The 18,922-nt window shown below is 66.3% G+C and carries 20 protein-coding genes and 2 tRNA genes; 17 read left to right on the forward strand and 5 right to left on the reverse strand.

What is annotated here, in order from left to right; translation table 11 throughout:
* Nucleotides 1-17 precede the first annotated feature (17 nt).
* The 4 genes from J0J01_RS09655 (at nucleotide 18) to J0J01_RS09670 (ending at nucleotide 3,918) form a co-directional block, all read left to right on the forward strand.
* Entirely contained in the window at nucleotides 18-998 is a 981-nt protein-coding gene (locus J0J01_RS09655) for an AraC family transcriptional regulator (protein ID WP_296380065.1), read from the forward strand.
* Between the two features lie 85 nt (nucleotides 999-1,083).
* Nucleotides 1,084-1,773, forward strand: a complete 690-nt coding sequence (locus J0J01_RS09660; RefSeq protein WP_296380066.1) for an alpha/beta hydrolase — start codon at nucleotides 1,084-1,086, stop codon at nucleotides 1,771-1,773.
* A gap of 65 nt (nucleotides 1,774-1,838) precedes the next feature.
* Complete coding sequence (locus tag J0J01_RS09665; protein ID WP_296380067.1) at nucleotides 1,839-2,906, forward strand: tartrate dehydrogenase; 1,068 nt, start codon at nucleotides 1,839-1,841, stop codon at nucleotides 2,904-2,906.
* Between the two features lie 25 nt (nucleotides 2,907-2,931).
* The gene (locus J0J01_RS09670) at nucleotides 2,932-3,918 is read left to right on the forward strand and encodes a tripartite tricarboxylate transporter substrate-binding protein (RefSeq protein WP_296380068.1); all 987 of its coding nucleotides are present in this window, start codon (nucleotides 2,932-2,934) and stop codon (nucleotides 3,916-3,918) included.
* Nucleotides 3,919-3,921: 3 nt separating this feature from the next.
* Here the strand turns inward: J0J01_RS09670 and J0J01_RS09675 are convergent, their stop codons facing one another.
* Nucleotides 3,922-4,182 carry a hypothetical protein gene (locus J0J01_RS09675; protein WP_296380069.1) on the reverse strand — a complete coding sequence of 87 codons (261 nt, stop codon included), beginning with the start codon at nucleotides 4,180-4,182 and terminating at the stop codon, nucleotides 3,922-3,924.
* A 41-nt stretch (nucleotides 4,183-4,223) separates the two neighbouring features.
* Here J0J01_RS09675 and J0J01_RS09680 point away from each other — a divergent pair, with 41 nt between their 5' ends.
* Both J0J01_RS09680 and J0J01_RS09685 read left to right on the forward strand, forming a co-directional pair.
* The gene (locus J0J01_RS09680; RefSeq protein ID WP_296380070.1) at nucleotides 4,224-4,733 is read left to right on the forward strand and encodes a hypothetical protein; all 510 of its coding nucleotides are present in this window, start codon (nucleotides 4,224-4,226) and stop codon (nucleotides 4,731-4,733) included.
* 9 nt (nucleotides 4,734-4,742) lie between these two features.
* Nucleotides 4,743-5,579: a TauD/TfdA family dioxygenase gene (locus J0J01_RS09685; protein ID WP_296380071.1), complete on the forward strand. Its 837-nt coding sequence runs from the start codon at nucleotides 4,743-4,745 to the stop codon at nucleotides 5,577-5,579.
* A gap of 21 nt (nucleotides 5,580-5,600) precedes the next feature.
* On the opposite strand, the gene J0J01_RS09690 is transcribed toward J0J01_RS09685, so the two are convergent.
* From J0J01_RS09690 to J0J01_RS09705, 4 genes are all read right to left on the reverse strand, one after another.
* On the reverse strand, nucleotides 5,601-6,803 hold the full coding sequence (locus J0J01_RS09690; RefSeq protein WP_296380072.1) for a CoA transferase: 1,203 nt from the start codon (nucleotides 6,801-6,803) through the stop codon (nucleotides 5,601-5,603).
* The gene (locus J0J01_RS09695; protein WP_296380073.1) at nucleotides 6,800-7,657 is read right to left on the reverse strand and encodes a hypothetical protein; all 858 of its coding nucleotides are present in this window, start codon (nucleotides 7,655-7,657) and stop codon (nucleotides 6,800-6,802) included. The genes J0J01_RS09690 and J0J01_RS09695 overlap by 4 nt, the downstream gene beginning before the upstream one ends.
* Nucleotides 7,658-7,753: 96 nt before the next feature.
* Complete coding sequence (glnA, locus tag J0J01_RS09700; protein ID WP_296380074.1) at nucleotides 7,754-9,160, reverse strand: type I glutamate--ammonia ligase; 1,407 nt, start codon at nucleotides 9,158-9,160, stop codon at nucleotides 7,754-7,756.
* A 51-nt stretch (nucleotides 9,161-9,211) separates the two neighbouring features.
* Nucleotides 9,212-9,550, reverse strand: a complete 339-nt coding sequence (locus J0J01_RS09705; RefSeq protein ID WP_296380075.1) for a P-II family nitrogen regulator — start codon at nucleotides 9,548-9,550, stop codon at nucleotides 9,212-9,214.
* Between the two features lie 198 nt (nucleotides 9,551-9,748).
* Between J0J01_RS09705 and J0J01_RS09710 the strand changes: the two genes are divergently transcribed.
* From J0J01_RS09710 to clpX, 11 genes are all read left to right on the forward strand, one after another.
* Complete coding sequence (locus J0J01_RS09710) at nucleotides 9,749-10,915, forward strand: aminotransferase (protein ID WP_296380076.1); 1,167 nt, start codon at nucleotides 9,749-9,751, stop codon at nucleotides 10,913-10,915.
* Between the two features lie 162 nt (nucleotides 10,916-11,077).
* Complete coding sequence (locus J0J01_RS09715; protein ID WP_296380077.1) at nucleotides 11,078-11,719, forward strand: TetR/AcrR family transcriptional regulator; 642 nt, start codon at nucleotides 11,078-11,080, stop codon at nucleotides 11,717-11,719.
* A gap of 2 nt (nucleotides 11,720-11,721) precedes the next feature.
* Entirely contained in the window at nucleotides 11,722-12,369 is a 648-nt protein-coding gene (locus J0J01_RS09720) for a hypothetical protein (protein ID WP_296380078.1), read from the forward strand.
* Entirely contained in the window at nucleotides 12,366-12,980 is a 615-nt protein-coding gene (locus J0J01_RS09725; RefSeq protein ID WP_296380079.1) for a TetR/AcrR family transcriptional regulator, read from the forward strand. The genes J0J01_RS09720 and J0J01_RS09725 overlap by 4 nt, the downstream gene beginning before the upstream one ends.
* Nucleotides 12,981-12,985: 5 nt before the next feature.
* A complete protein-coding gene (locus J0J01_RS09730) occupies nucleotides 12,986-13,627 on the forward strand; it encodes a hypothetical protein (RefSeq protein ID WP_296380080.1) in 642 nt (213 codons plus the stop codon).
* Between the two features lie 55 nt (nucleotides 13,628-13,682).
* Nucleotides 13,683-13,759 (forward strand) — tRNA-His (locus tag J0J01_RS09735).
* 65 nt (nucleotides 13,760-13,824) lie between these two features.
* The gene (locus tag J0J01_RS09740) at nucleotides 13,825-15,249 is read left to right on the forward strand and encodes an NAD(P)H-hydrate dehydratase (RefSeq protein ID WP_296380081.1); all 1,425 of its coding nucleotides are present in this window, start codon (nucleotides 13,825-13,827) and stop codon (nucleotides 15,247-15,249) included.
* A gap of 56 nt (nucleotides 15,250-15,305) precedes the next feature.
* Nucleotides 15,306-15,390: transfer RNA gene (locus tag J0J01_RS09745), tRNA-Leu, on the forward strand.
* Between the two features lie 24 nt (nucleotides 15,391-15,414).
* Nucleotides 15,415-16,773, forward strand: a complete 1,359-nt coding sequence (gene tig / locus J0J01_RS09750; protein ID WP_296380082.1) for a trigger factor — start codon at nucleotides 15,415-15,417, stop codon at nucleotides 16,771-16,773.
* A gap of 74 nt (nucleotides 16,774-16,847) precedes the next feature.
* Complete coding sequence (locus tag J0J01_RS09755; protein ID WP_296380083.1) at nucleotides 16,848-17,495, forward strand: ATP-dependent Clp protease proteolytic subunit; 648 nt, start codon at nucleotides 16,848-16,850, stop codon at nucleotides 17,493-17,495.
* 146 nt (nucleotides 17,496-17,641) lie between these two features.
* A complete protein-coding gene (clpX, locus tag J0J01_RS09760) occupies nucleotides 17,642-18,913 on the forward strand; it encodes an ATP-dependent Clp protease ATP-binding subunit ClpX (protein WP_296380084.1) in 1,272 nt (423 codons plus the stop codon).
* Nucleotides 18,914-18,922: the final 9 nt, after the last annotated feature.

Consider the following 18,922-nt stretch of genomic DNA (forward strand, 5'->3'; position numbering starts at 1 on the left):
ACTATACACTCCCGTAAATGCCCATTCATATTGTCAAGCAGGCCGCGGATGAGCAATGCTGCAAACGGATCAGGCCCATGCGCGATTCGGCAGAGTCGGAACCCCCGAAAAATCCCGTCGCTGAAGCCGTCGGTTTGCCGGATGCGCCGGTGCTGACGACACGTGCGGCCCGGGATACGGGCATGGCGTTCCTCGAGCTCAATTGCGAGCGTCGCAATGCCGGGCTGTCGTCCGTGTGCGAGGACGCGTTCGTGGTCGCGCTGCAGATGAGGACGTGTCCCGATTTCGATCTGTACTCGGATGGCCGGTTGATCCAGCCGAAGAACTTTGATGTGGGCGCCGTCGCTATTTTCGACTTGAGGACGGAGTTGACGGCCGATCTGCGAGACCCCTTCCACGCGATCGACTTCTATTTGCCCCACAAGGCGCTCGTGGCCATGGGCGAGGACGGCGACATCCCTCGGCATATCGAGGAGCTTCGCCATACACCGGGTGCCACCGTTCGCGATCCGATCATCCGCGATCTGCTGCTGTCCATGCGCCCGGCCTTCGCTGCACGGCCGGAGGAAACCCCCGAGCTCTTCGTCGACCACGTCGCCTTGGCGCTTTCGATTCACGTCGCGCACAAGTACGGCGACGTCGCGGCCTTGCCCCAGAGATGGGGAGGGGGGCTTGCCCCCTGGCAAGAGCGTCGCGCCAAAGAACTGCTCGAAGCCCACATTGTCGGCGGCATCAGCCTGAACGTCCTCGCGCGCTCGTGTGAGCTTTCGACCAGGCACTTCACGCGGGCCTTTCGGCAGTCGACTGGAATTGCGCCCTATCAGTGGCTTCAGTTCCGGCGCATGCAGAAAGCCAAGCAGCTCCTGGAGTCATCCTCTGCTTCGCTGAGCGCCATCGCCCTCGAATGCGGCTTCGCGGACCAGAGCCACTTTACGCGAACGTTCTCCCGAGCCATCGGCATCACGCCGCGCAAATGGCGCCGGACCAGACGCGAATAGTCCTGATCGTTCCACGTTTGGCCGTTTCGTGCATGATCGCCGTGCCATGCCCCTGCATAGAAGCCGGACCCTTTGGAGGTGCTGAATGGCCAACATCGCTTTGATACACGGCGGCTTCGTGGATGGCTCCGGCTGGGAACAGGTCTATGCCCTGCTCAAGAAGAACGGCCACACCGTGTACGTCGTCCAAAATCCGACCACGTCGCTGCCCGATGACGTCGCGGCCACCAAGCGCGCGCTGGCCGGGGCGACGGGTCCGGTCATTCTTGTCGGCCATTCATACGGCGGCGTCGTGATCACTGAAGCAGGCAATGATCCGAAGGTCGCGGGGTTGGTCTACATCACGGCCTTCGCGCCGGACCGCGGCGAGTCGGTGGCGTCGCTCATCAAGGATCCCGCGCCCGGCGCTCCGGTGCCGCCGATCATGCCGCCGCAGGACGGCTATCTGCTGCTCGACAGAAGCAAGTTCGCCGCGTCGTTCGCCGCCGATCTGCCGGCGGACAAGGCGGACTTCATGGCCGCCGCCCAACTGCCTTGGGGCGTGACTGCTCTGGAGGGCGCGGTGACGGAGGCGGCCTGGCGGCGCAAGCCGAGCTGGTACCTCGTCGCGACCGACGACAGGATGATCCCGCCCGAGGCACAGCGTGCCATGGCCAAGCGCGCTGGCGCGACGGTCGCTGAGGCTAAGGGCAGCCACTCGATCTACGTGTCGAAACCCGAGGCGGTGGTTGCGCTGATCGAGAAAGCTGCCAAGGGCACGAAAGCAGCAGCGTAGCAATTGGACCTTGCCATGGTTTCCTTTACGGTGCGGCCGTCAAGTCGCGCCCAAAGAGGAAACACATGGCCAAGCACAAGATCGCCCTCATTCCGGGTGACGGAATCGGCAAGGAAGTTCTGCCGGAGGGCGTGCGCGTGCTCGAAGCCGCTGCGCGGCGCTTCAACTTCCAGCTCGAGTTCACCGAGTACGACTGGTCGTGCGACCGCTTCGCCAAAACCGGCAAGATGATGCCCGACGACGGCATGGAGACGCTGAAGCAGTACGAGAGCATCTTCCTCGGCGCCGTCGGCTGGCCGGGCGTGCCCGATCACGTGTCGCTGTGGGGCCTGTTGATCCCGATCCGCCGCGAGTTCGACGAGTACGTCAACCTCAGGCCGGTGCGGCTGTTCGAGGGCGTGCCAAGCCCGCTCGCCAACCGCAAGCCGGGCGATATCGACTTCTGGGTGGTGCGCGAGAACACCGAGGGCGAGTACAGCTCGATCGGCGGCCGCATGTTCCAGGGCACCGACGACGAGATGGCCATTCAGCAGGCCATCTTCACCCGCAAGGGCGTCGACCGCGTGCTCAAGTTCGCCTTCGACTTCGCCAGCACGACCAAGAAGAAGCACGTTACTTCAGCCACCAAGTCCAACGGCATCATCCACACCATGCCGTTCTGGGACGAGCGCTTCGACGCGATGAAGAAGAAGTACCCGAACATCAAGTCGGACCAGTATCACATCGATATCCTGACAGCGCATTTCGTGCGCAACCCGGACTGGTTCGACGTCGTGGTCGGCTCCAACCTGTTCGGCGACATCCTGTCGGACCTCGGGCCCGCCCTGACCGGCTCGATCGGCGTGGCGCCCTCGGGGAATATCAACCCGGAGCGCAAATTCCCCTCGATGTTCGAGCCGGTCCATGGCTCGGCCCCGGACATCGCCGGCAAGTGGATCGCCAACCCGATCGGGCAGATCTGGTCGGGCGCCATGATGGTCCGACATCTTGGCTATGCGGAGGCGGCGGAGGCCATCGAAAGAGCCATTGCAGCGTCACTTGTCGAGGGCGGCCCCCGCACCAAGGACCTCGGCGGCAACGGCGACACCAAAACCGTCGGCGCGGCTATTGCAGAACTTGTGAAGACGGTGTAGCAGCCCGCCCCGTAAGGGGTGTGACATGAAACTGCAACGTCGTTCTCTGCTGGCGGGCGCTACCGCCAGCCTCGCGGCCTTTGCTCCCAACGCCTGGGCGCAGGGCTATCCGACCAAGCCGATCACCGTGGTCGTTCCGTTCGCGGCTGGCGGCCCGACCGACGCGCTGGCCCGCGTGCTTTGCCAGAAGATGAGCGAGCATCTCGGCCAGCAACTGGTGGTCGAGAACATCGGCGGCGCCGGCGGCACGATCGGCGTCAACAAGGTCGCCAAGGCGAACAGCGACGGCTACACGCTGCTGTTCACCCACATGGGCACGCTGGCGGTCAACATCGCGCTCTACAAGTCGCTGCCCTACGACAGCCAGAAGGACCTCGAGCCGATCGGGCTCGGCGGCACCAACCCGATGGTGCTGGTCACCAAGAAGGACCTGCCGGCCAAGACCTTCCAGGAGTTCCAGGCCTATGTGAAGGCCAACCAGAAGAAGGTGCAGTACGGCATGGCCGGCATCGGCGCGGCCTCGCATCTCGGCGGCCTGATGCTGAACAGCATGATGAAGGTCGAGGTGCTGGAGATCCCGTACAAGGGCACCGGCCCGGCACTGAACGACCTGGTCTCCGGCCAGTTCGACTACATGGTCGACCAGGCGGTGAACGTGCTGCCGCAGATCAACAGCGGTAACATCAAGGCGCTGGGCGTCTCGACGCTGAAGCGCCTGCCGCAGCTTCCCGACGTGCCGACCATCGACGAGGCCGGCCTCAAGGGCTACGAGGTCACGATCTGGAACGGCCTCTTCGGGCCCAAGGGCATGGCGAAGGAGCAGATCGCCAAGGTCAACGAGGCGCTGGGCAAGACGCTGGCCGACGCTGCCGTCAGCAAGCGCCTGACCGAGCTGGCGGTCGACCTGCCGAGCAAGGAAGAGGCGACGCCCGAGGCGCTGCGCAAACAGCTCACGGCGTCGATCGACAAGTGGGTGCCGGCCGTCAAGGCCGCCGGCGTGAAGCCGGAGTAGGCGTCACCCCTGTTGAGGGGCGGGAGCCTGCGGGCTCCCGTCCGGATTTTGCCGGCGCTGGTGCCGGTGCTGCCCCTGGTGCTTGCGATGTCGCCGCGGCTTGGCGGCGGGATCGCCCGGATTGGACGGCGGGCTGGTCACGCCGTCATTGCTGTTGGCCGCGAACCCCGGCAGCGCGAGCAGGGTGAAGGTGAGGGCGGCCAAAGCCGTCGCCAGGATTTTCAGAAGGGTCATGTTCGTGATACGCCGGGGCGTATCGATCATCCCCGTGAAATCGCCTTGATCGCGCCCCACATACGTCAGCCATGAAGCAGCACCTGAAGCGCGCGCTCCAGATGGCGCTCGTGCCGTTCGCGGCGGCGATCGTCTTCTTCGAGCAGACGCTGATCCGCTACCTGAACCTGGTGACGGCGGCGATCGCGGCCTGGCCGCCGATCGCCCGGCTCGAAACCTGGCTGATGCGGCTGCCGCCCTACTGGGCGTTGCTGACCTTCGCGACCCCGTCGATCCTGATCCTGCCCGTCAAGCTCGCGGCCTTCTGGTTCGGTGTCCACGGCCGGTACGCCCTGGCCCTGGGCTCGGTTATCCTCGGCAAGGTGCTGGCGACGGCGATCCTGGCACGGCTCTATCGTATCCTGCGGCCGACCCTGATGAGCATCCGGTGGTTCGCCTGGGCCGACACCAGGTTCTTCGCCTGGCGCGACCGCGCCTATGCCTTCGTGAAGTCGCTGCCGGCCTGGCAGAAAGCCCACGCGCTGGTCCAGGCCGTGCGCGCCCGGATGACGGAATTGGTTTCCGCCCTGTTTGCGCGCTAGGCTTTCGCCATGAAGGTCGTTCCGCTCGACGCGCCGCTGGGCGCCCGCATCGAAGGCATCTGCTGGGAAGACGCGACCAAGCCCGACGTCGCGCAGGCGCTCAACAAGGCGCTCGGCGAGCATCTGCTGGTCGTGGTGCCGGGCCAGCCGATGACGGCGCCGCTGATGCGCGACTTTGCGGCCGCCTTCGGCAAGCCGCGCGCGCAGCTGCTGCGCTACAAGCGCAACGGCGAGGTGCCGGAAGTCTCGACCATGGTCAGCACGCTGATGGCCGACGGCACGACCGACAAGACGGCGCTGCGCTCGGAGGACTGGCACACCGACGACAGCTACATGGCGGTGCCGGCCAAGGCGACCCTGCTGCACAACATGGAAACCCCGAGCCGCGGCGGCCGCACCTGGTTCTGCAACATGCACACCGTCTACGAGGCGCTGCCCGAATCGACCCGCAAGCGCATCGACGGCAAGCGCGCGATGCACGCCTACGACACGCCGCGCGCTCGCAATCGGCCGTCGACGCGCACGGTGCAGGAGATCGCCGAGACGCCCGACGTCGAGCATCCGCTAGTCCGCACCCATCCCGACACCGGCCGCAAGGCGCTCTATCTCAACTTCAACCGGCTTGACCGCATCCTCGGGATGGAGCGCGCCGAGAGCGACGAGCTGCTCGACGAGCTCGCCGCCGAGGCGCGCAAGCCCGCCCACCATTTCGGTCACGCGTGGACGGTCGGCGACTGCGTGGTGTGGGACAACCGCGCCACCATGCACCGCGTCGACGTCGACTACCCGATGGGCGAGCGCCGCATCATGCAGCGCGTCCTCATCGAAGGCGACAAGCCGTTCTGATTCTCCCGGTCCGGCGAGATTCTAGCGCTTAGCCACTGTCGCCGCTTTGGATGCCACCATCTTGTCGATGTCGGCCGTGCCGTAGCCCATCTCCGTCAGGATCTCGCGCGTGTGCTCGCCGTAGAGCGGGGCGTGCGTCTCGTTCTCGCGCGCGCCGCCCGAGAAGACGTTGGCGAGCTTGCTGCGGCGGATCTTGCCCTCGCTCGGATGCTGCTCCTCGCGGAAGAAGCCGACATCCCCGAGGTGCGGGTCGGTCATCAGGTCGTCGATGGTGTTGTAGCGCGCCGCTGGAACGTCGAGCTTGTCGAACAGCTCGACCCATTCGTCGGTCGTCTTGTGGCCGAGACAGGTCGCCTGGACCTCGAAGTAGGCAGCCGCGTTCTTGGTGCGCGACGCGGCGCTGTCGAAGCGCGGATCGGTCTTGAGCTCGGGCCGGCCGATCGCGTCGAAGAAGGCGAAGGCCTGGGTGTTGGTGTTGGGCCGCACCGTGACGTAGCCGTCCTTGGTCGGCACCGGCTTGTAGTTGGGGCTGAGCAGACGGCCATCGCCCGTGGGTCCCACGGGCGGGTCGAAGGTCGCCGCTCCAAGATGCTCGCTCGACACGAACGAGGCCATGTTCTCGAGCATCGGCACGTCGATCGCCTCGCCCTTGCCGGTCTTCTCGCGGCGGAACAGCGCGAAGCCGATCGCCTGCGCAGCGATCAGGCCGCTGGTGTGGTCGGTCATCACCATCGGCACGAAGCGCGGCTCGCCGGTGGCGCGGGCGATCGTGCCGGCGACGCCGGACAGGCTCTGGATGACCGGATCGTAGGCGGGGCGGCCGTAGTAGCGGCCGCCGCGGCCGAACGCCAGGATCGAGCAGTGGATCAGGCGCGGGTTGCGCTTGCTGAGGCTCGCATGGTCGAGGCCGGCGCGGGTCAGCGCGTCGGGCCGCACGTTGCTCACGAACACGTCGGCCTTGTCGATCAGGCGCAGCAGCGCCTCGAGGCCCTCGGGCTGCTTGATGTCGAGGCCGATGCTGCGCTTGTTGCGATTGAAGTTGATGAACTTGCCGGACATGCCGGGATTGCGGCTGCCCTCGGCCATGGTGCGCAAGAGGTCGCCGCCCGGCGCCTCGACCTTGATCACGTCGGCGCCGTAGTCGGCGAGCGTGCGGCTGCAGATCGGGCCGATGACGATGGTCGTCAGGTCGACGACGCGGACCCCGTCGAGCGGCCCGCTCACGGCTTGAACTCCAGGTCCATCTCGCCGCACAGCGTGCCGTTCTGGTCGGCCGCCCAGAGCTTGAGCTTGCCGTCGACCTGGGTCTCGCCGCGCACCTCGATGCGGTCGCCGACCCACAGCGGATGGACGAGGCGGGCGGTGTAGCCGCTCAGCGTGCCCTTGGCATGCTTCAGCGCGGCGTCGACCATCAGATGCATCGACAGGCCGCCGTTGGAGACGATCGCCGGATAGCCTTCCTCACTACGCGTGTAGTCGCCGTCGTAGTGGATCCGATGCGCGTTCCAGGTGATCGCGCCGTAGCGGAAGTTGAGCGTGTTGAGGAGCGCGGTGGTCTCGCTCCACGCGTGGTCGGTGCGCGCCTTGGTCGGCACGGTCTGGGTGGTCTTCTGGCCGGGCGGCACGGCGGGGCGGTAGATCGCGTCGAAGGTGTCGACGGCGATGGTCTCGCCCGCCTGCTCGATGGTGTGGCGCATGGTCAGCACGAAGATGTCGCCCGAGCGGCCGCTCTTGGGGACGATGTCGGCGACCTCGGCCTTCTTCACCGCGGGCTCGCCGGCGCGCAGCCGGCCCATGATCTGGACGCGCCGGCCGGCGCCCATGCGGCGCGGCATCGGGATCGGCGGCAGCACGATGCCCTTGTTGGGATGGCCGTCGGGGCCGAGCTCGCCCTGCACGATGGTCTCGCCGAAGAACACGGTGAACCAGTGCGGCGGCAGCAGGTCGCCCCTCCCGATGCTGTCGGGATCGACGTTGAAGGTCGAGGCGACCCGGCGGATGGCCATCATCCCGAGATCGTCCTCCACCATGCGCACCCGCCCGATCCAGGGGCGCAGCTCCACCATCGCGTCGTCCATCCAGCCCATTGTCCTGTCCTCGCTTTGCGGGCCGGACTCTGCACCAAAAAGAAGGGCCCGCAAAAGCGGGCCCTTCCATAGTCCGAAAGAGGACGGTCAGATCGAATAGTACATCTTGTACTCGATCGGGGCCGGCTGGTGCTCCCAGGCGTAGACCTCTTCCCACTTGAGCTCCATGTAGGCGTCGATCTGGTCGTCGGTGAACACACCGCCCTTGGTGAGGAAGGTGCGGTCGGCGTCGAGGCAGTTCAACGCCTCGCGCAGGCTGCCGGCGACGGTCGGGACCTTCGACAGCTCCTCCGGCGGCAGGTCGTACAGGTTCTTGTCCATCGGGTCGCCCGGATGGATCTTGTTCTGGATGCCGTCGAGGCCGGCCATCAGCATCGCTGCGAAGGCGAGGTAGGGGTTGGCCGACGGATCGGGGAAGCGCACCTCGACGCGCTTGCCCTTGGGCGAGGACGCGTAGGGGATGCGGCACGAGGCCGAGCGGTTGCGGCTGGAGTAGGCGAGCAGCACAGGCGCCTCGAAGCCCGGGATGACGCGCTTGTAGGAGTTGGTGCTGGCGTTGCAGAAGGCGTTCAGCGCCTTGGCGTGCTTGATGATGCCGCCGATGTAGTACAGCGCCGTCTCGCTGAGGTCGGCGTAGCCCGAGCCCGCGAACAGCGGCTTGCTGTCCTTCCAGATCGACTGGTGGGTGTGCATGCCCGAGCCGTTGTCGCCGTACAGCGGCTTCGGCATGAAGGTCAGCGTCTTGCCGTAGCTGTGGGCGACGTTGTGCAGGGTGTACTTGTACTTCTGCACGTTGTCGGCGGTCTTCACCAGGGTGTCGAAGCGGAAGCCGAGCTCGTTCTGGCTGGGCGCCACCTCGTGGTGATGGATCTCCATGACGAGGCCCATCTCGGTCGCGACCGACATCATCTCGGCGCGCAGGTCGTTCATCGAATCGACCGGCTGGACCGGGAAGTAGCCGCCCTTGATGCCGGGACGATGGGCCATGTTGCCGCCCTCGAACTCGGCGCCGGCGTTCCACGGCGATTCGCTCGAATGCAGCTTGAAGAAGGAGCCCTGCATCTGGACGTCGAAGCGGACGTCGTCGAACACGAAGAACTCGAGCTCGGGACCGAACACCGCGGTGTCGCCGATGCCCGACGACTTCATGTAGGCCTCGGCGCGCTTGGCGGTCGAGCGGGGGCAGCGGGCATAGAGCTGGCCGGTCGAGGGCTCGACGACGTCGCAGTTCACGATCAGCGTGGTCTGCGCCGTGAAGGGGTCGAGCACGGCGGTCGACGGATCCGGCATCAGGATCATGTCGGACTCGTTGATCGCCTTCCAGCCGGCGATCGAGGAGCCGTCGAACATCACGCCGTCGGTGAAGGAGTCTTCCTGGGTGGCCGAGGCCATGCGGGCGGTGTGCTGCCACTTGCCGCGAGGATCGGTGAAACGGAAGTCCACGAACTTCACGTCCTTTTCCTTGATCATCGCCAGAACTTGTTTGGCGTCCATTGTTCGATCGTCCCTCTTTCTGGTGTTACCCGGCCCCCTGCGGGCCGTTTCTCATACGGCGGCGTCGCCACGCTCGCCAGTACGAATTCGGATGGCGTCCTCGATGCTCGACACGAAGATCTTGCCGTCGCCGATGCGGCCGGTCTGCGCCGAGGAGCGGATCGCCTCGACCGCCTTCTCGACCATCTCATCCTCGATGATGAGCTCGATCTTCACCTTGGGCAGGAAGTCGACGACGTACTCGGCGCCGCGATAAAGTTCGGTGTGGCCCTTCTGCCGTCCGAAGCCCTTGGCCTCCAGGACGGTGATGCCTTTCAGCCCGATCTGGTTCAGCGCGTCTTTGACCTCGTCCAGTTTGAAGGGCTTGATGATCGCTTCGATCTTCTTCATTTGCTGAGCCAACTCCACGCGCCGACGCCGGCGCCGTCAAACGAGGCTCCGTGCGTGCCCCTGTTAAGCAGCTTTCATGCCAAGAATTTCCACAGCCCTGAAGGCGAAAATCGCCGACTTTGTGCCGATCTAAGCGGCATCATGAGTAAGGACTGAGCGAATTTCTGCCCAAATAAGAACCAGAAACGAGAGTCCTTGATGAAGACTGCCAATTCGCTGATGTCCGGCCTCGGCACCACGGTGTTCGAGGTCATGTCGGCGCTCGCCCGCGAGCACCGGTCGGTCAATCTCGGCCAGGGCTTTCCGGACGACAAAGGCCCGGAGCCTGTGCGCAAGGCGGCGGCTGACTATTTGATGGACGGCCACAACCAGTACCCGCCGATGATGGGCCTGCCCGAATTGCGCCAGGCCGTGGCCGAGCACGCCAAGCGCTTCCAGGGTCTCGAGGTCGACTGGCAGAGCGAGGTGATGGTGACTTCGGGCGCCACCGAGGCGCTGGCCGACTGCCTGTTCGGCCTGATCGAGCCGGGCGACGAGGTCGTGCTGATCGAGCCGCTCTATGACTCGTACTTGCCGATGGTGCGCCGGGCAGGGGGCATCCCCAAGCTCGTCCGCCTCGAGCCGCCGCACTGGAGCCTGCGGCGCGCCGAGCTCGAGGCTGCGTTCAGCGACCGCACCAAGCTCATCCTGTTCAACACGCCGATGAATCCGTGCTCCAAGGTGTTCGACCGCGCCGAGCTCGAGTTCATCGCCGCGCTGTGCCTGAAGCACGATGCCTACGCGGTGTGCGACGAGGTCTACGAGCACATCATCTTCGACGGCAAGAAGCACCAATCGATCATGACGCTGCCCGGCATGCGCGACCGCACGGCGCGCATCGGTTCGGCCGGCAAGAGCTTCAGCCTCACCGGCTGGAAAGTCGGTTATGTGACGGCGCCGCCGGACATGATGAAGGCCATCGGCAAGACCCATCAGTTCATGACCTTCACCACGCCGCCCAACCTGCAATGGGGCACCGCGGCCGGCCTGCGCCTCGCCGACGGCTACTACGCCGAGCTCGCTGGCGACATGCAGCGCAAGCGCGACCGGCTGGCCGGCGCCTTGGCCAACATCGGCTTCGGCGTGCTGCCGGCGCACGGCACCTATTTCGTGACCACCGACTTCCGGCCGCTGGGCTTCAACGGCACCGACGAGGATTTCTGCCGCCACATCACCGTTGAGGCCGGGGTCACGGCGGTGCCGGTCAGCGCCTTCTACGACAGCCCCGAACAGGCTCCGCGGCACCTCGCTCGGTTCTGCTTCTGCAAGCACGACGAGACCCTGGACCGGGCCGTGGAGCGGCTGGGCCGGCATTTTCGGCAATAAAGAGCGTTCACTGAAATTTCAGGGGCGAGGCGAATTTCTCGGCGAAACTAGGCGACGTGCGCGTCAGTTTGCGGCATATTACTGCACTGGAATTGCCATTATCTCGATCATCTATCAGCATTGACGCCGCAACCTTGTGGCTGAGAACGCCCGGAAGTCGACTTGCCAGACGCACCCGCCAAACCTCCTCGTATCGACGGCCGCCGATTGCGCAGCGAGCGCACCAAGCAGCTGATCATCGAGGCTTTCCTGTCGCTGCTGCGGGAAAATCCGCAGATGCCGACGGCGGTGCAGATCGCCGAGCGGGCGGGCTATTCCGTGCGGTCGATCTTCGAACGCTTCCCGGATCTCAATGCCCTGCGCGTGGCAGCGACCGACTACAGCCTGGCTCAGGCACTGGCGCTGGCACCGCCGCGCGGCGCCGACGGCGACCGCGAGACTCGACTGCGCTCGCAGGTCAACACGCGCGCCCATACGTGCGAGCGCGGCATCGCGCTCTGGCGGGTGCTACTGCAATTTGCAGATCAGGATGAAACTGGTCAGCTCAAGCAGCGCGTGGCGCGCAGCCGCGAGACCACGATCGGCCGCATCGAGCTGATGTACAGGCCCGAGCTCTCGCCCATGCCGGAAGAGGAGCGGCGCCAGCTGCTGATCGCGCTCGAGGCGTTGACCGACTTCGAGAGCTGGGCGCGGATGCGCGAGCAGCACGGCCTGTCGTTCGACGAGGCCTGCGAGGTCTGGATCCATGCCATCGACCGCCTGCTGCCGCCGACGCCGGTGGTGGAAAGCGCCGCGGCGGCCTGACCATGAACGAGACGCCGGACATCGCCAGCGACGCCGACCAGGGCGTGCACGCGCCCCGGACCGACGGCCGGCGGCTGCGCAGCGAGCGCACGCGGCGGCTGATCATCGACGCCTACATGGCGCTGGTGCGGGAAAACAACCAGATGCCGACGGCGGTGCAGATCGCAGAGCGTGCGGGCTATTCGGTGCGCTCGATCTTCGAGCGCTTTCCCGACCTCAATGCGCTGCGCGTCGCAGTCACCGACTGCGCCATTGCCGAGGCCCGCTCGACCGGCGCGCTGCGCGATCTCAAGGGCGATCGCGAGACGCGCATCCGCTCCCAGGTCGAGCAGCGCGGCCGTGGCTGCGAGCACTGGTTGCCGCTGTGGCGTGTGCTGTCGTCCGACGCCCGGACGTCGCCGGACCTGCATCAGCGCATCGGCATGATCCGCCAGCTGATCGTCATGCGCATGGAGATGATGTTCCGCCCCGAGCTTTCGACGGTGAGCGACGACGTGCGCAAGAAGATCATGCTGGCGCTCGAATCGCTGCTCGACTTCGAGAGCTGGGCGCGCATGCGCGAGCTCTACGGCCTGTCGTTCGACCAGGCGAGCGGCGTCTGGGTGAAGGCCATCGACCGCCTGCTGCCGCCGACGCCCGCCGGCGCATGAGCGGCAGCGCCCCGACGCCGATCGTCGACGGCCGCCGGCAGCGCAGCGAGCGCACGCGCCAGTTCATCATCGAGGCCTACCTAGCGCTGCTGCGCGACAACCCCCGGATCCCGACCTCGAACGAGATCGCCGAGCGCGCCGGCTATTCCGTGCGCTCGGTGTTCGAGCGTTTCCCCGACCTGTTGTCGCTGCGCATCGCCGCGACCGACCACGCCTTCGCGCTCGGCTCGGCGCAGGCGATGATCCGCGACGCCGACGCCGACCGGACGACGCGCATCCGCAGCCAGGTCGAGACGCGGGCCCATATCTGCGAGAACTGGCTGCCGCTGTGGCGCGCGCTCAACGCCAATCAGGGCGAATCGACGGAGCTCAAGATGCGCATCGCCCTGGTGCGCGAGGCGATCTGGAAGCGGCTGGAGATCATGTACCGGCCCGAGTTGTCTGGCTTGGACGAGGGCCGGCGCCGTCATATGCTGATCGCACTCGAGGCCATCACCGATTTCGAGAGCTGGGGGCGCATGCGCGAGGGCAACGGGCTGAACGTGGAGCAGGCCTGCGCCGTCTGGATCAAGGCGATCGACCGCCTGCTGCCGCCGACGCCGGCGACCTGAGCATCATGGCCGTCGAGAGCCGGACGGTGATCGACGGCCGGCGGCTGCGCAGCGAGCGCACGCGCCAGCACCTCCTCGAAGCCTACATCGCTCTGCTGCGCGACAACCCGCGGCCGCCGACGGCGAGCCAGATCGCCGACCGCGCCGGCTACTCGGTGCGCTCGCTGTTCGAGCGCTTCCCCGACCTGCTGGCGCTCAGCCTCGCCGCGGCCGACATGGCCTTCGCCCAGGCCCATGCACAGGCGACGATCCGCAACCTCCACGCCGACCGCGCCACCCGCATCCGCACCCAGGTCGAGACCCGAGCCAAGACCTGCGAGGACTGGCTGCCGCTGTGGCGGGCGCTGATCCTCAACCAGCACATGTCGAGCGAGCTGCAACAGCGCATCCGGCGGATACGCGAGGCGGTCCTGGCGCGGATCGAGATGATGTACCTGCCCGAGCTCGACACGCTCGAAGCGACGGTGCGTCGGCGCACCCTGATCGCGCTTGAGGCGATCACCGACTTCGAGAGCTGGGCACGAATGCGCGAGGCGGCCGGCCTGTCGATCGACGAGTCCTGCACGGTCTGGATCCGAGCCATCGACAGCCTGCTGCCGGCCACGCCGGTTTCTCGAGGCCCAAATTCTCAACGTCCGATTTCTTGACGCTCTGGGCCGCGGAGCGTAGGAAGGCGCGCTTCGTCGGGAGCCCCCTGCGATGGCGGCCGTAGCTCAGTTGGTTAGAGCGCTAGATTGTGATTCTAGATGTCGCCGGTTCAAATCCGGTCGGCCGCCCCAATCCCCCGCTCGTCATGGCTGACGTAGCCCCCCAATCCGACCTTGCCCTCCTGACCTGTGCGCAAATGGCCGCCGCGGATGCTGCCGCCATGGCCGCGGGGACCCCGGGCATGGTGCTCATGGAGGCGGCCGGCAAGGCCGTCGCCCGTGCCATGGCCGAGCGCTACCCCAAGCAGCCGGTGCTGGTGCTGTGCGGGCCGGGCAACAACGGCGGTGACGGTTTCGTGGCGGCGCGCCACCTCGCGGGCATGGGCTGGCCGGTGACGCTGGCGCTGGTCAAAGGGGCAGGAGACCTGCGCGGCGATGCCGCGTGGGCCGCCGGCCTGTGGACCGGCGCGGTCGTGGCCCCGTCGACCGACCTGCTCGACAGCCGGCCGCTGGTGATCGACGCGCTGTTCGGCGCGGGGCTGACGCGGCGTATCGAGGGCGTGGCGGCGGCGCTGATCGATCGCATGAACCGCGACAGGCTGGCGGTCGTCGCGGTCGACGTGCCGAGCGGCCTTCACGGCGACACCGGCGAGGTGATGGGCACGGCGTCGCAGGCCGAGCTCACGGTCACCTTCTTCCGCGGCAAGCCCGGCCACTACTCCCTCGAAGGCCTGCGTCGCTGCGGTGTGCTGCAGATCGTCGACATAGGCATTTCGCCGGCCGTGCTCGACGCGATCGCCCCGCGGCTCTGGCGCAACGAGCCCGCATTGTGGGCGCCTGCGCTGAGGCGCAGCGATCCGGGCGACCACAAATATGCGCGTGGCCATCTCACGATCCTCGGCGGCGAGCAGGCGACCGGCGCAGCGCGGATGGCGGCGCTGGCGGCGCGGCGCGCCGGCGCCGGCCTGGTGACCATCGCCTCGCCCGAGGCCGCCGCCGCGATCTATCGCGCGGCAGAGCCGGGCAACCTCGTCAATACCGATGCGGTCGAGCGTCTGGTCGAGGACGCGCGCCGCAACGCCTTCCTGATCGGGCCGGGCTCGGGTGTGAACGACCGGACGCGCGGGGCGGTGCTGGCGGCGCTCGCGGCCCGGCGCGCGGCGGTGCTCGACGCCGATGCCGTGACGGTCTTCGCCGACGATCCGGCCTGGCTGTTCGCGGCAGTCGCCGGGCCGGTTTTGCTCACGCCCCATGAAGGCGAGTTCAAACGGCTGTTTCCCGACCTCTCCGGGCCCGCCAGCAAGGTCGAGCGGGTGCGTGCGGCGGCGAAACGCAGTGGCGCCACCGTCCTGCTCAAGGGCGCCGACACGGTGATCGCCGCCCCCGACGGCCGGGCGGTGGTCAACGTCCATGCGCCGGCATCGCTGGCGACTGCAGGATCGGGGGACGTGCTGGCCGGCATCGCGGCCGGGCTGGTGGCCCGAGGGCTCGACCCTCTGGCCGCCGGCGCGGCCGCCGCCTGGATCCACGGCGAGTGCGCCTATCGCTTCCGGACCTCCGGTTTGATCGCCGAGGACTTGTTGGTGCAACTTCCTGAAGCCCTTGATAAAGCGATCAATTGACCGCCCCGCGGGCGCGGGCTAAGAGGCCCGCCCATTCAGCCCTCAGCGACCGGCGGGCGGGCGTGGTGGAATTGGTAGACACGCGAGACTTAGGATCTCGTGCCGCAAGGCGTGGGGGTTCAAGTCCCTTCGCCCGCACCAGACGGAATAGATGGAAGTGAAGCAATGCAAGTGACGGAACTCGCAGCCGACGGGCTGAAGCGGCAATTCAAAATCGTCATTCCGGCTCAGGATCTTACCGCCAAGGTCGACGAGCGCGTCGCCGAGATGGCGCGCACCGCCTCCCTGCCGGGCTTCCGCCCCGGCAAGGTGCCGGCCGGCCTGCTCAAGAAGCAGTACGGCCAGGCTCTGCTGGGCGAGGCGCTGGAGCAGGCCGTCAACCAGGGCACGGCCAAGGCGATCGACGATCGCGGCCTGAAGCCCGCCTTGCAACCGCGCGTCGAGCTCAAGGGCGAGTTCGCCGAAGGCAAGGACGTCGAGTTCGAGGTCGCGATCGAGATCCTGCCGGAGATCGGCCAGCTCGACTTCTCGGGTGTCGAGCTCGAGCGCCTGAAGGCGGTGGTGCCGGACAAGAGCGTCGACGAGGCGCTGGAGCGGATCGCCAAGGCGAACCGCGAGCAGAAGCCGGTCGACCCGCCGCGCCCGGCCCAGAGGGGCGACGCGCTGAAGCTCGACTTCGTGGGCTCGGTCGACGGCGTCGAGTTCCCCGGCGGCGCGGCGCAGGACTACGTCCTGGAGCTGGGCTCGGCCTCGTTCATCCCGGGCTTCGAGGACCAGCTGATCGGCGCGGAGATCGGCAAGCCGGTCGACGTGAAGGTGAAGTTCCCCGACGACTACGGTAACACCGAGCTCGCCGGCAAGGACGCGGTCTTCAAGTGCACGGTCAAGGAGATCCGCGAGTTCGTCGACCAGCCGATCGATGATGCGCTCGCGAAGAAGAACAACTTCGAGACCCTCGACGCGATGAAGAAGGCCGTCTCCGACCGCATCGGCCAGGAATACACCCAGGTCTCGCGCGGCATGATCAAGCGCCAACTGCTCGACAAGCTCGCCGAAACCCACAAGTTCCAGGTGCCGGAAGGCCTGGTCGAGGGCGAGTTCAACGCGATCTGGCAGCGCATCGAGGAAGCCAAGAAGAACGGCGAGAAGATCGAGGACGAGGAGAAGGCCAGGACGGAATATCGCGAGATCGCCGAGCGCCGCGTGCGCCTCGGCCTGTTGCTCGCCGACGTCGGCCGCTCCAACAACATCGATGTCACGCCCGAGGAGCTCAACCAGGCGATCATGCGCGAGGCCATGCGCTATCCCGGCCAGGAACGCCAGGTGCTGGAGTTCTACAGCAAGAACGAGCAGCTCAAGGAGCAGATGCGCGCGCCGATCTTCGAGGAGAAGACGGTCGACTTCATCCTCGAGCTGGCCAAGGTGACCGACAAGCCGGTTACCCCGGAGGAACTGCTCGAGGCTGCCCGCAAGGCGGACACCGACGAAGAGACGCCCGCAGGGCAATCGCCGTCTGCGAATTGATTACGACCCGGCGGGCTTGAATGGGGCCGCCGGCACTGCCACCTTTCCATACGAAAGTCACAAAGGGGTTGGCGATGGCGCGCGACCGCGATCCGCTGGAAGTCTACAACAACTATTACGTGCCGATGGTGGTCGAGCAGTCGGCCCGGGGCGAGCGCGGCTACGACATCTGGTCGAGGCTGTTGAAGGAGCGCATCGTCTTCTTGAACGGTCCGATCGAGGACAACGTGGCGGGCGTCCTGTGCGCCCAGCTCCTGTATCTCGAATCCGAGAACCCGACGAAGGACGTCTCCTTCTATATCAACTCGCCGGGCGGCGTGGTGACCTCGGGGCTCGCCGTGTACGACACCATGCAATACATCCGGCCCAACATCTCGACCCTGGTGTTCGGTCAGGCCGCCTCGGCCGGGTCGCTGCTGCTGATGGCCGGCCAGAAGGGCAAGCGGTTCTCGCTGCCCAACTCACGCATCATGATCCACCAGCCCTCGGGCGGTGCCCAGGGCCAAGCGACCGACATCGAAATCCATGCCCGTGAGATCCTTCAGACCCGGGCACGTCTGAACCAGATGTACGTTAAGCACACGGGTCGGACGATCGACGAGATCGAAAAGGCGATGGAACGCGACAAGTTCTTCTCGCCGGACGAAGCCAAGGAGTTCGGCCTAATCGACGAGGTGCTCGAAAACAGGCCGGTTCCGACCATCCAGGCCGCGGCTTCCTGACAAGGTCTCCGCGACCAATTGCATGCCGTTCACGGTGCGACACACAACATTTTGAAGTTGTCGCCGTCCGTGACGGGCGTTTAACATAGCCTTGGGTGTCTGCCCGCGGGCCTCGCGGGCTGCCCAAGCGGAGGTGCGTTAAGAACATGCCAGCCGCCAAGTCTGGGGGCGACTCCCGCAATACCCTCTATTGCAGCTTCTGCGGCAAGAGCCAGCATGAGGTGCGGAAGCTCATTGCCGGGCCGACGGTGTTCATCTGCGATGAATGCGTCGAGCTCTGCATGGACATCATCCGGGAGGAGAGCAAGACCACCCTGGTGAAATCCAAGGATGGCGTGCCGTCCCCCAAGGAAATCCGCCAGATTCTCGATGACTATGTGATCGGCCAGGACCAGGCCAAGCGCATCCTCGCTGTTGCGGTGCACAATCACTACAAGCGCCTCAGCCATGGCGGCAAGGCGAACGACGTCGAGATCGCCAAGTCGAACATCATGCTGATCGGCCCGACCGGTTGTGGAAAGACGCTGCTCGCCCAGACCCTGGCGCGCATGCTCGACGTGCCGTTCACCATGGCCGACGCCACGACCCTGACCGAAGCCGGCTACGTCGGCGAGGATGTGGAAAACATCATCCTCAAGCTGTTGCAGTCGGCCGACTACAACGTCGAGCGGGCGCAGCGGGGCATCGTCTACATCGACGAGGTCGACAAGATCAGCCGCAAGTCCGACAACCCGTCGATCACCCGCGACGTGTCGGGCGAGGGCGTGCAGCAGGCTCTGCTCAAGATCATGGAAGGCACGGTCGCTTCGGTCCCGCCGCAGGGCGGCCGCAAGCATCCGCAGCAGGAGTTCCTCCAGGTCGACACGACCAACATCCTGTTCATCTGCGGCGGTGCCTTCTCCGGCCTCGACAAGATCATCTCGATGCGCCGCCAGGGCACGTCGATCGGCTTCGGCGCCGAGGTGCGCGGGCCGGAGGATCGTCGCACCGGCGAGATCCTGCGCGATCTCGAACCCGAGGATCTGCTGCGTTACGGACTTATCCCCGAGTTCGTCGGCCGCCTGCCGGTGGTCGCGACACTCGAGGATCTGGACGAGGGCGCGCTGATCGAGATCCTGACGCGCCCCAAGAACGCGCTGCTCAAGCAGTACCAGCGCCTGTTCGACATGGAGAACGTGAAGCTCAAGTTCTCCGACGACGCTTTGCGTGCGGTCGCCCAGAAGGCGATCCTGCGCAAAACAGGTGCCCGCGGCCTGCGCTCGATCATGGAGACCGTGCTGCTGGATACAATGTACGACCTGCCGTCGCTCGACGGCGTCGAAGAGGTCGTGATCAATCGCGAAGTGATCGAAGGGCGCGCCCAGCCGCTCTACGTGCACGGTGAGCGCAAGGAAGGCATTGCCGCGGCGCCGGCCTAGCTTTTGCTC

Source organism: Reyranella sp. (assembly GCF_017305915.1).
GTDB lineage: Bacteria > Pseudomonadota > Alphaproteobacteria > Reyranellales > Reyranellaceae > Reyranella.

Bases quoted from the DNA above. Each gene is read 5' to 3' on its own strand.
- J0J01_RS09655 (WP_296380065.1), top strand. From the start codon at position 18: ATGCCCATTCATATTGTCAAGCAGGCCGCGGATGAGCAATGCTGCAAA.
- J0J01_RS09660 (WP_296380066.1), top strand. From the start codon at position 1,084: ATGGCCAACATCGCTTTGATACACGGCGGCTTCGTGGATGGCTCCGGC.
- J0J01_RS09665 (WP_296380067.1), top strand. From the start codon at position 1,839: ATGGCCAAGCACAAGATCGCCCTCATTCCGGGTGACGGAATCGGCAAG.
- J0J01_RS09670 (WP_296380068.1), top strand. From the start codon at position 2,932: ATGAAACTGCAACGTCGTTCTCTGCTGGCGGGCGCTACCGCCAGCCTC.
- J0J01_RS09675 (WP_296380069.1), bottom strand. From the start codon at position 4,182: ATGATCGATACGCCCCGGCGTATCACGAACATGACCCTTCTGAAAATC.
- J0J01_RS09680 (WP_296380070.1), top strand. From the start codon at position 4,224: ATGAAGCAGCACCTGAAGCGCGCGCTCCAGATGGCGCTCGTGCCGTTC.
- J0J01_RS09685 (WP_296380071.1), top strand. From the start codon at position 4,743: ATGAAGGTCGTTCCGCTCGACGCGCCGCTGGGCGCCCGCATCGAAGGC.
- J0J01_RS09695 (WP_296380073.1), bottom strand. From the start codon at position 7,657: ATGGACGACGCGATGGTGGAGCTGCGCCCCTGGATCGGGCGGGTGCGC.
- glnA (WP_296380074.1), bottom strand. From the start codon at position 9,160: ATGGACGCCAAACAAGTTCTGGCGATGATCAAGGAAAAGGACGTGAAG.
- J0J01_RS09705 (WP_296380075.1), bottom strand. From the start codon at position 9,550: ATGAAGAAGATCGAAGCGATCATCAAGCCCTTCAAACTGGACGAGGTC.
- J0J01_RS09710 (WP_296380076.1), top strand. From the start codon at position 9,749: ATGAAGACTGCCAATTCGCTGATGTCCGGCCTCGGCACCACGGTGTTC.
- J0J01_RS09720 (WP_296380078.1), top strand. From the start codon at position 11,722: ATGAACGAGACGCCGGACATCGCCAGCGACGCCGACCAGGGCGTGCAC.
- J0J01_RS09725 (WP_296380079.1), top strand. From the start codon at position 12,366: ATGAGCGGCAGCGCCCCGACGCCGATCGTCGACGGCCGCCGGCAGCGC.
- J0J01_RS09730 (WP_296380080.1), top strand. From the start codon at position 12,986: ATGGCCGTCGAGAGCCGGACGGTGATCGACGGCCGGCGGCTGCGCAGC.
- J0J01_RS09740 (WP_296380081.1), top strand. From the start codon at position 13,825: ATGGCCGCCGCGGATGCTGCCGCCATGGCCGCGGGGACCCCGGGCATG.
- tig (WP_296380082.1), top strand. From the start codon at position 15,415: ATGCAAGTGACGGAACTCGCAGCCGACGGGCTGAAGCGGCAATTCAAA.
- J0J01_RS09755 (WP_296380083.1), top strand. From the start codon at position 16,848: ATGGCGCGCGACCGCGATCCGCTGGAAGTCTACAACAACTATTACGTG.
- clpX (WP_296380084.1), top strand. From the start codon at position 17,642: ATGCCAGCCGCCAAGTCTGGGGGCGACTCCCGCAATACCCTCTATTGC.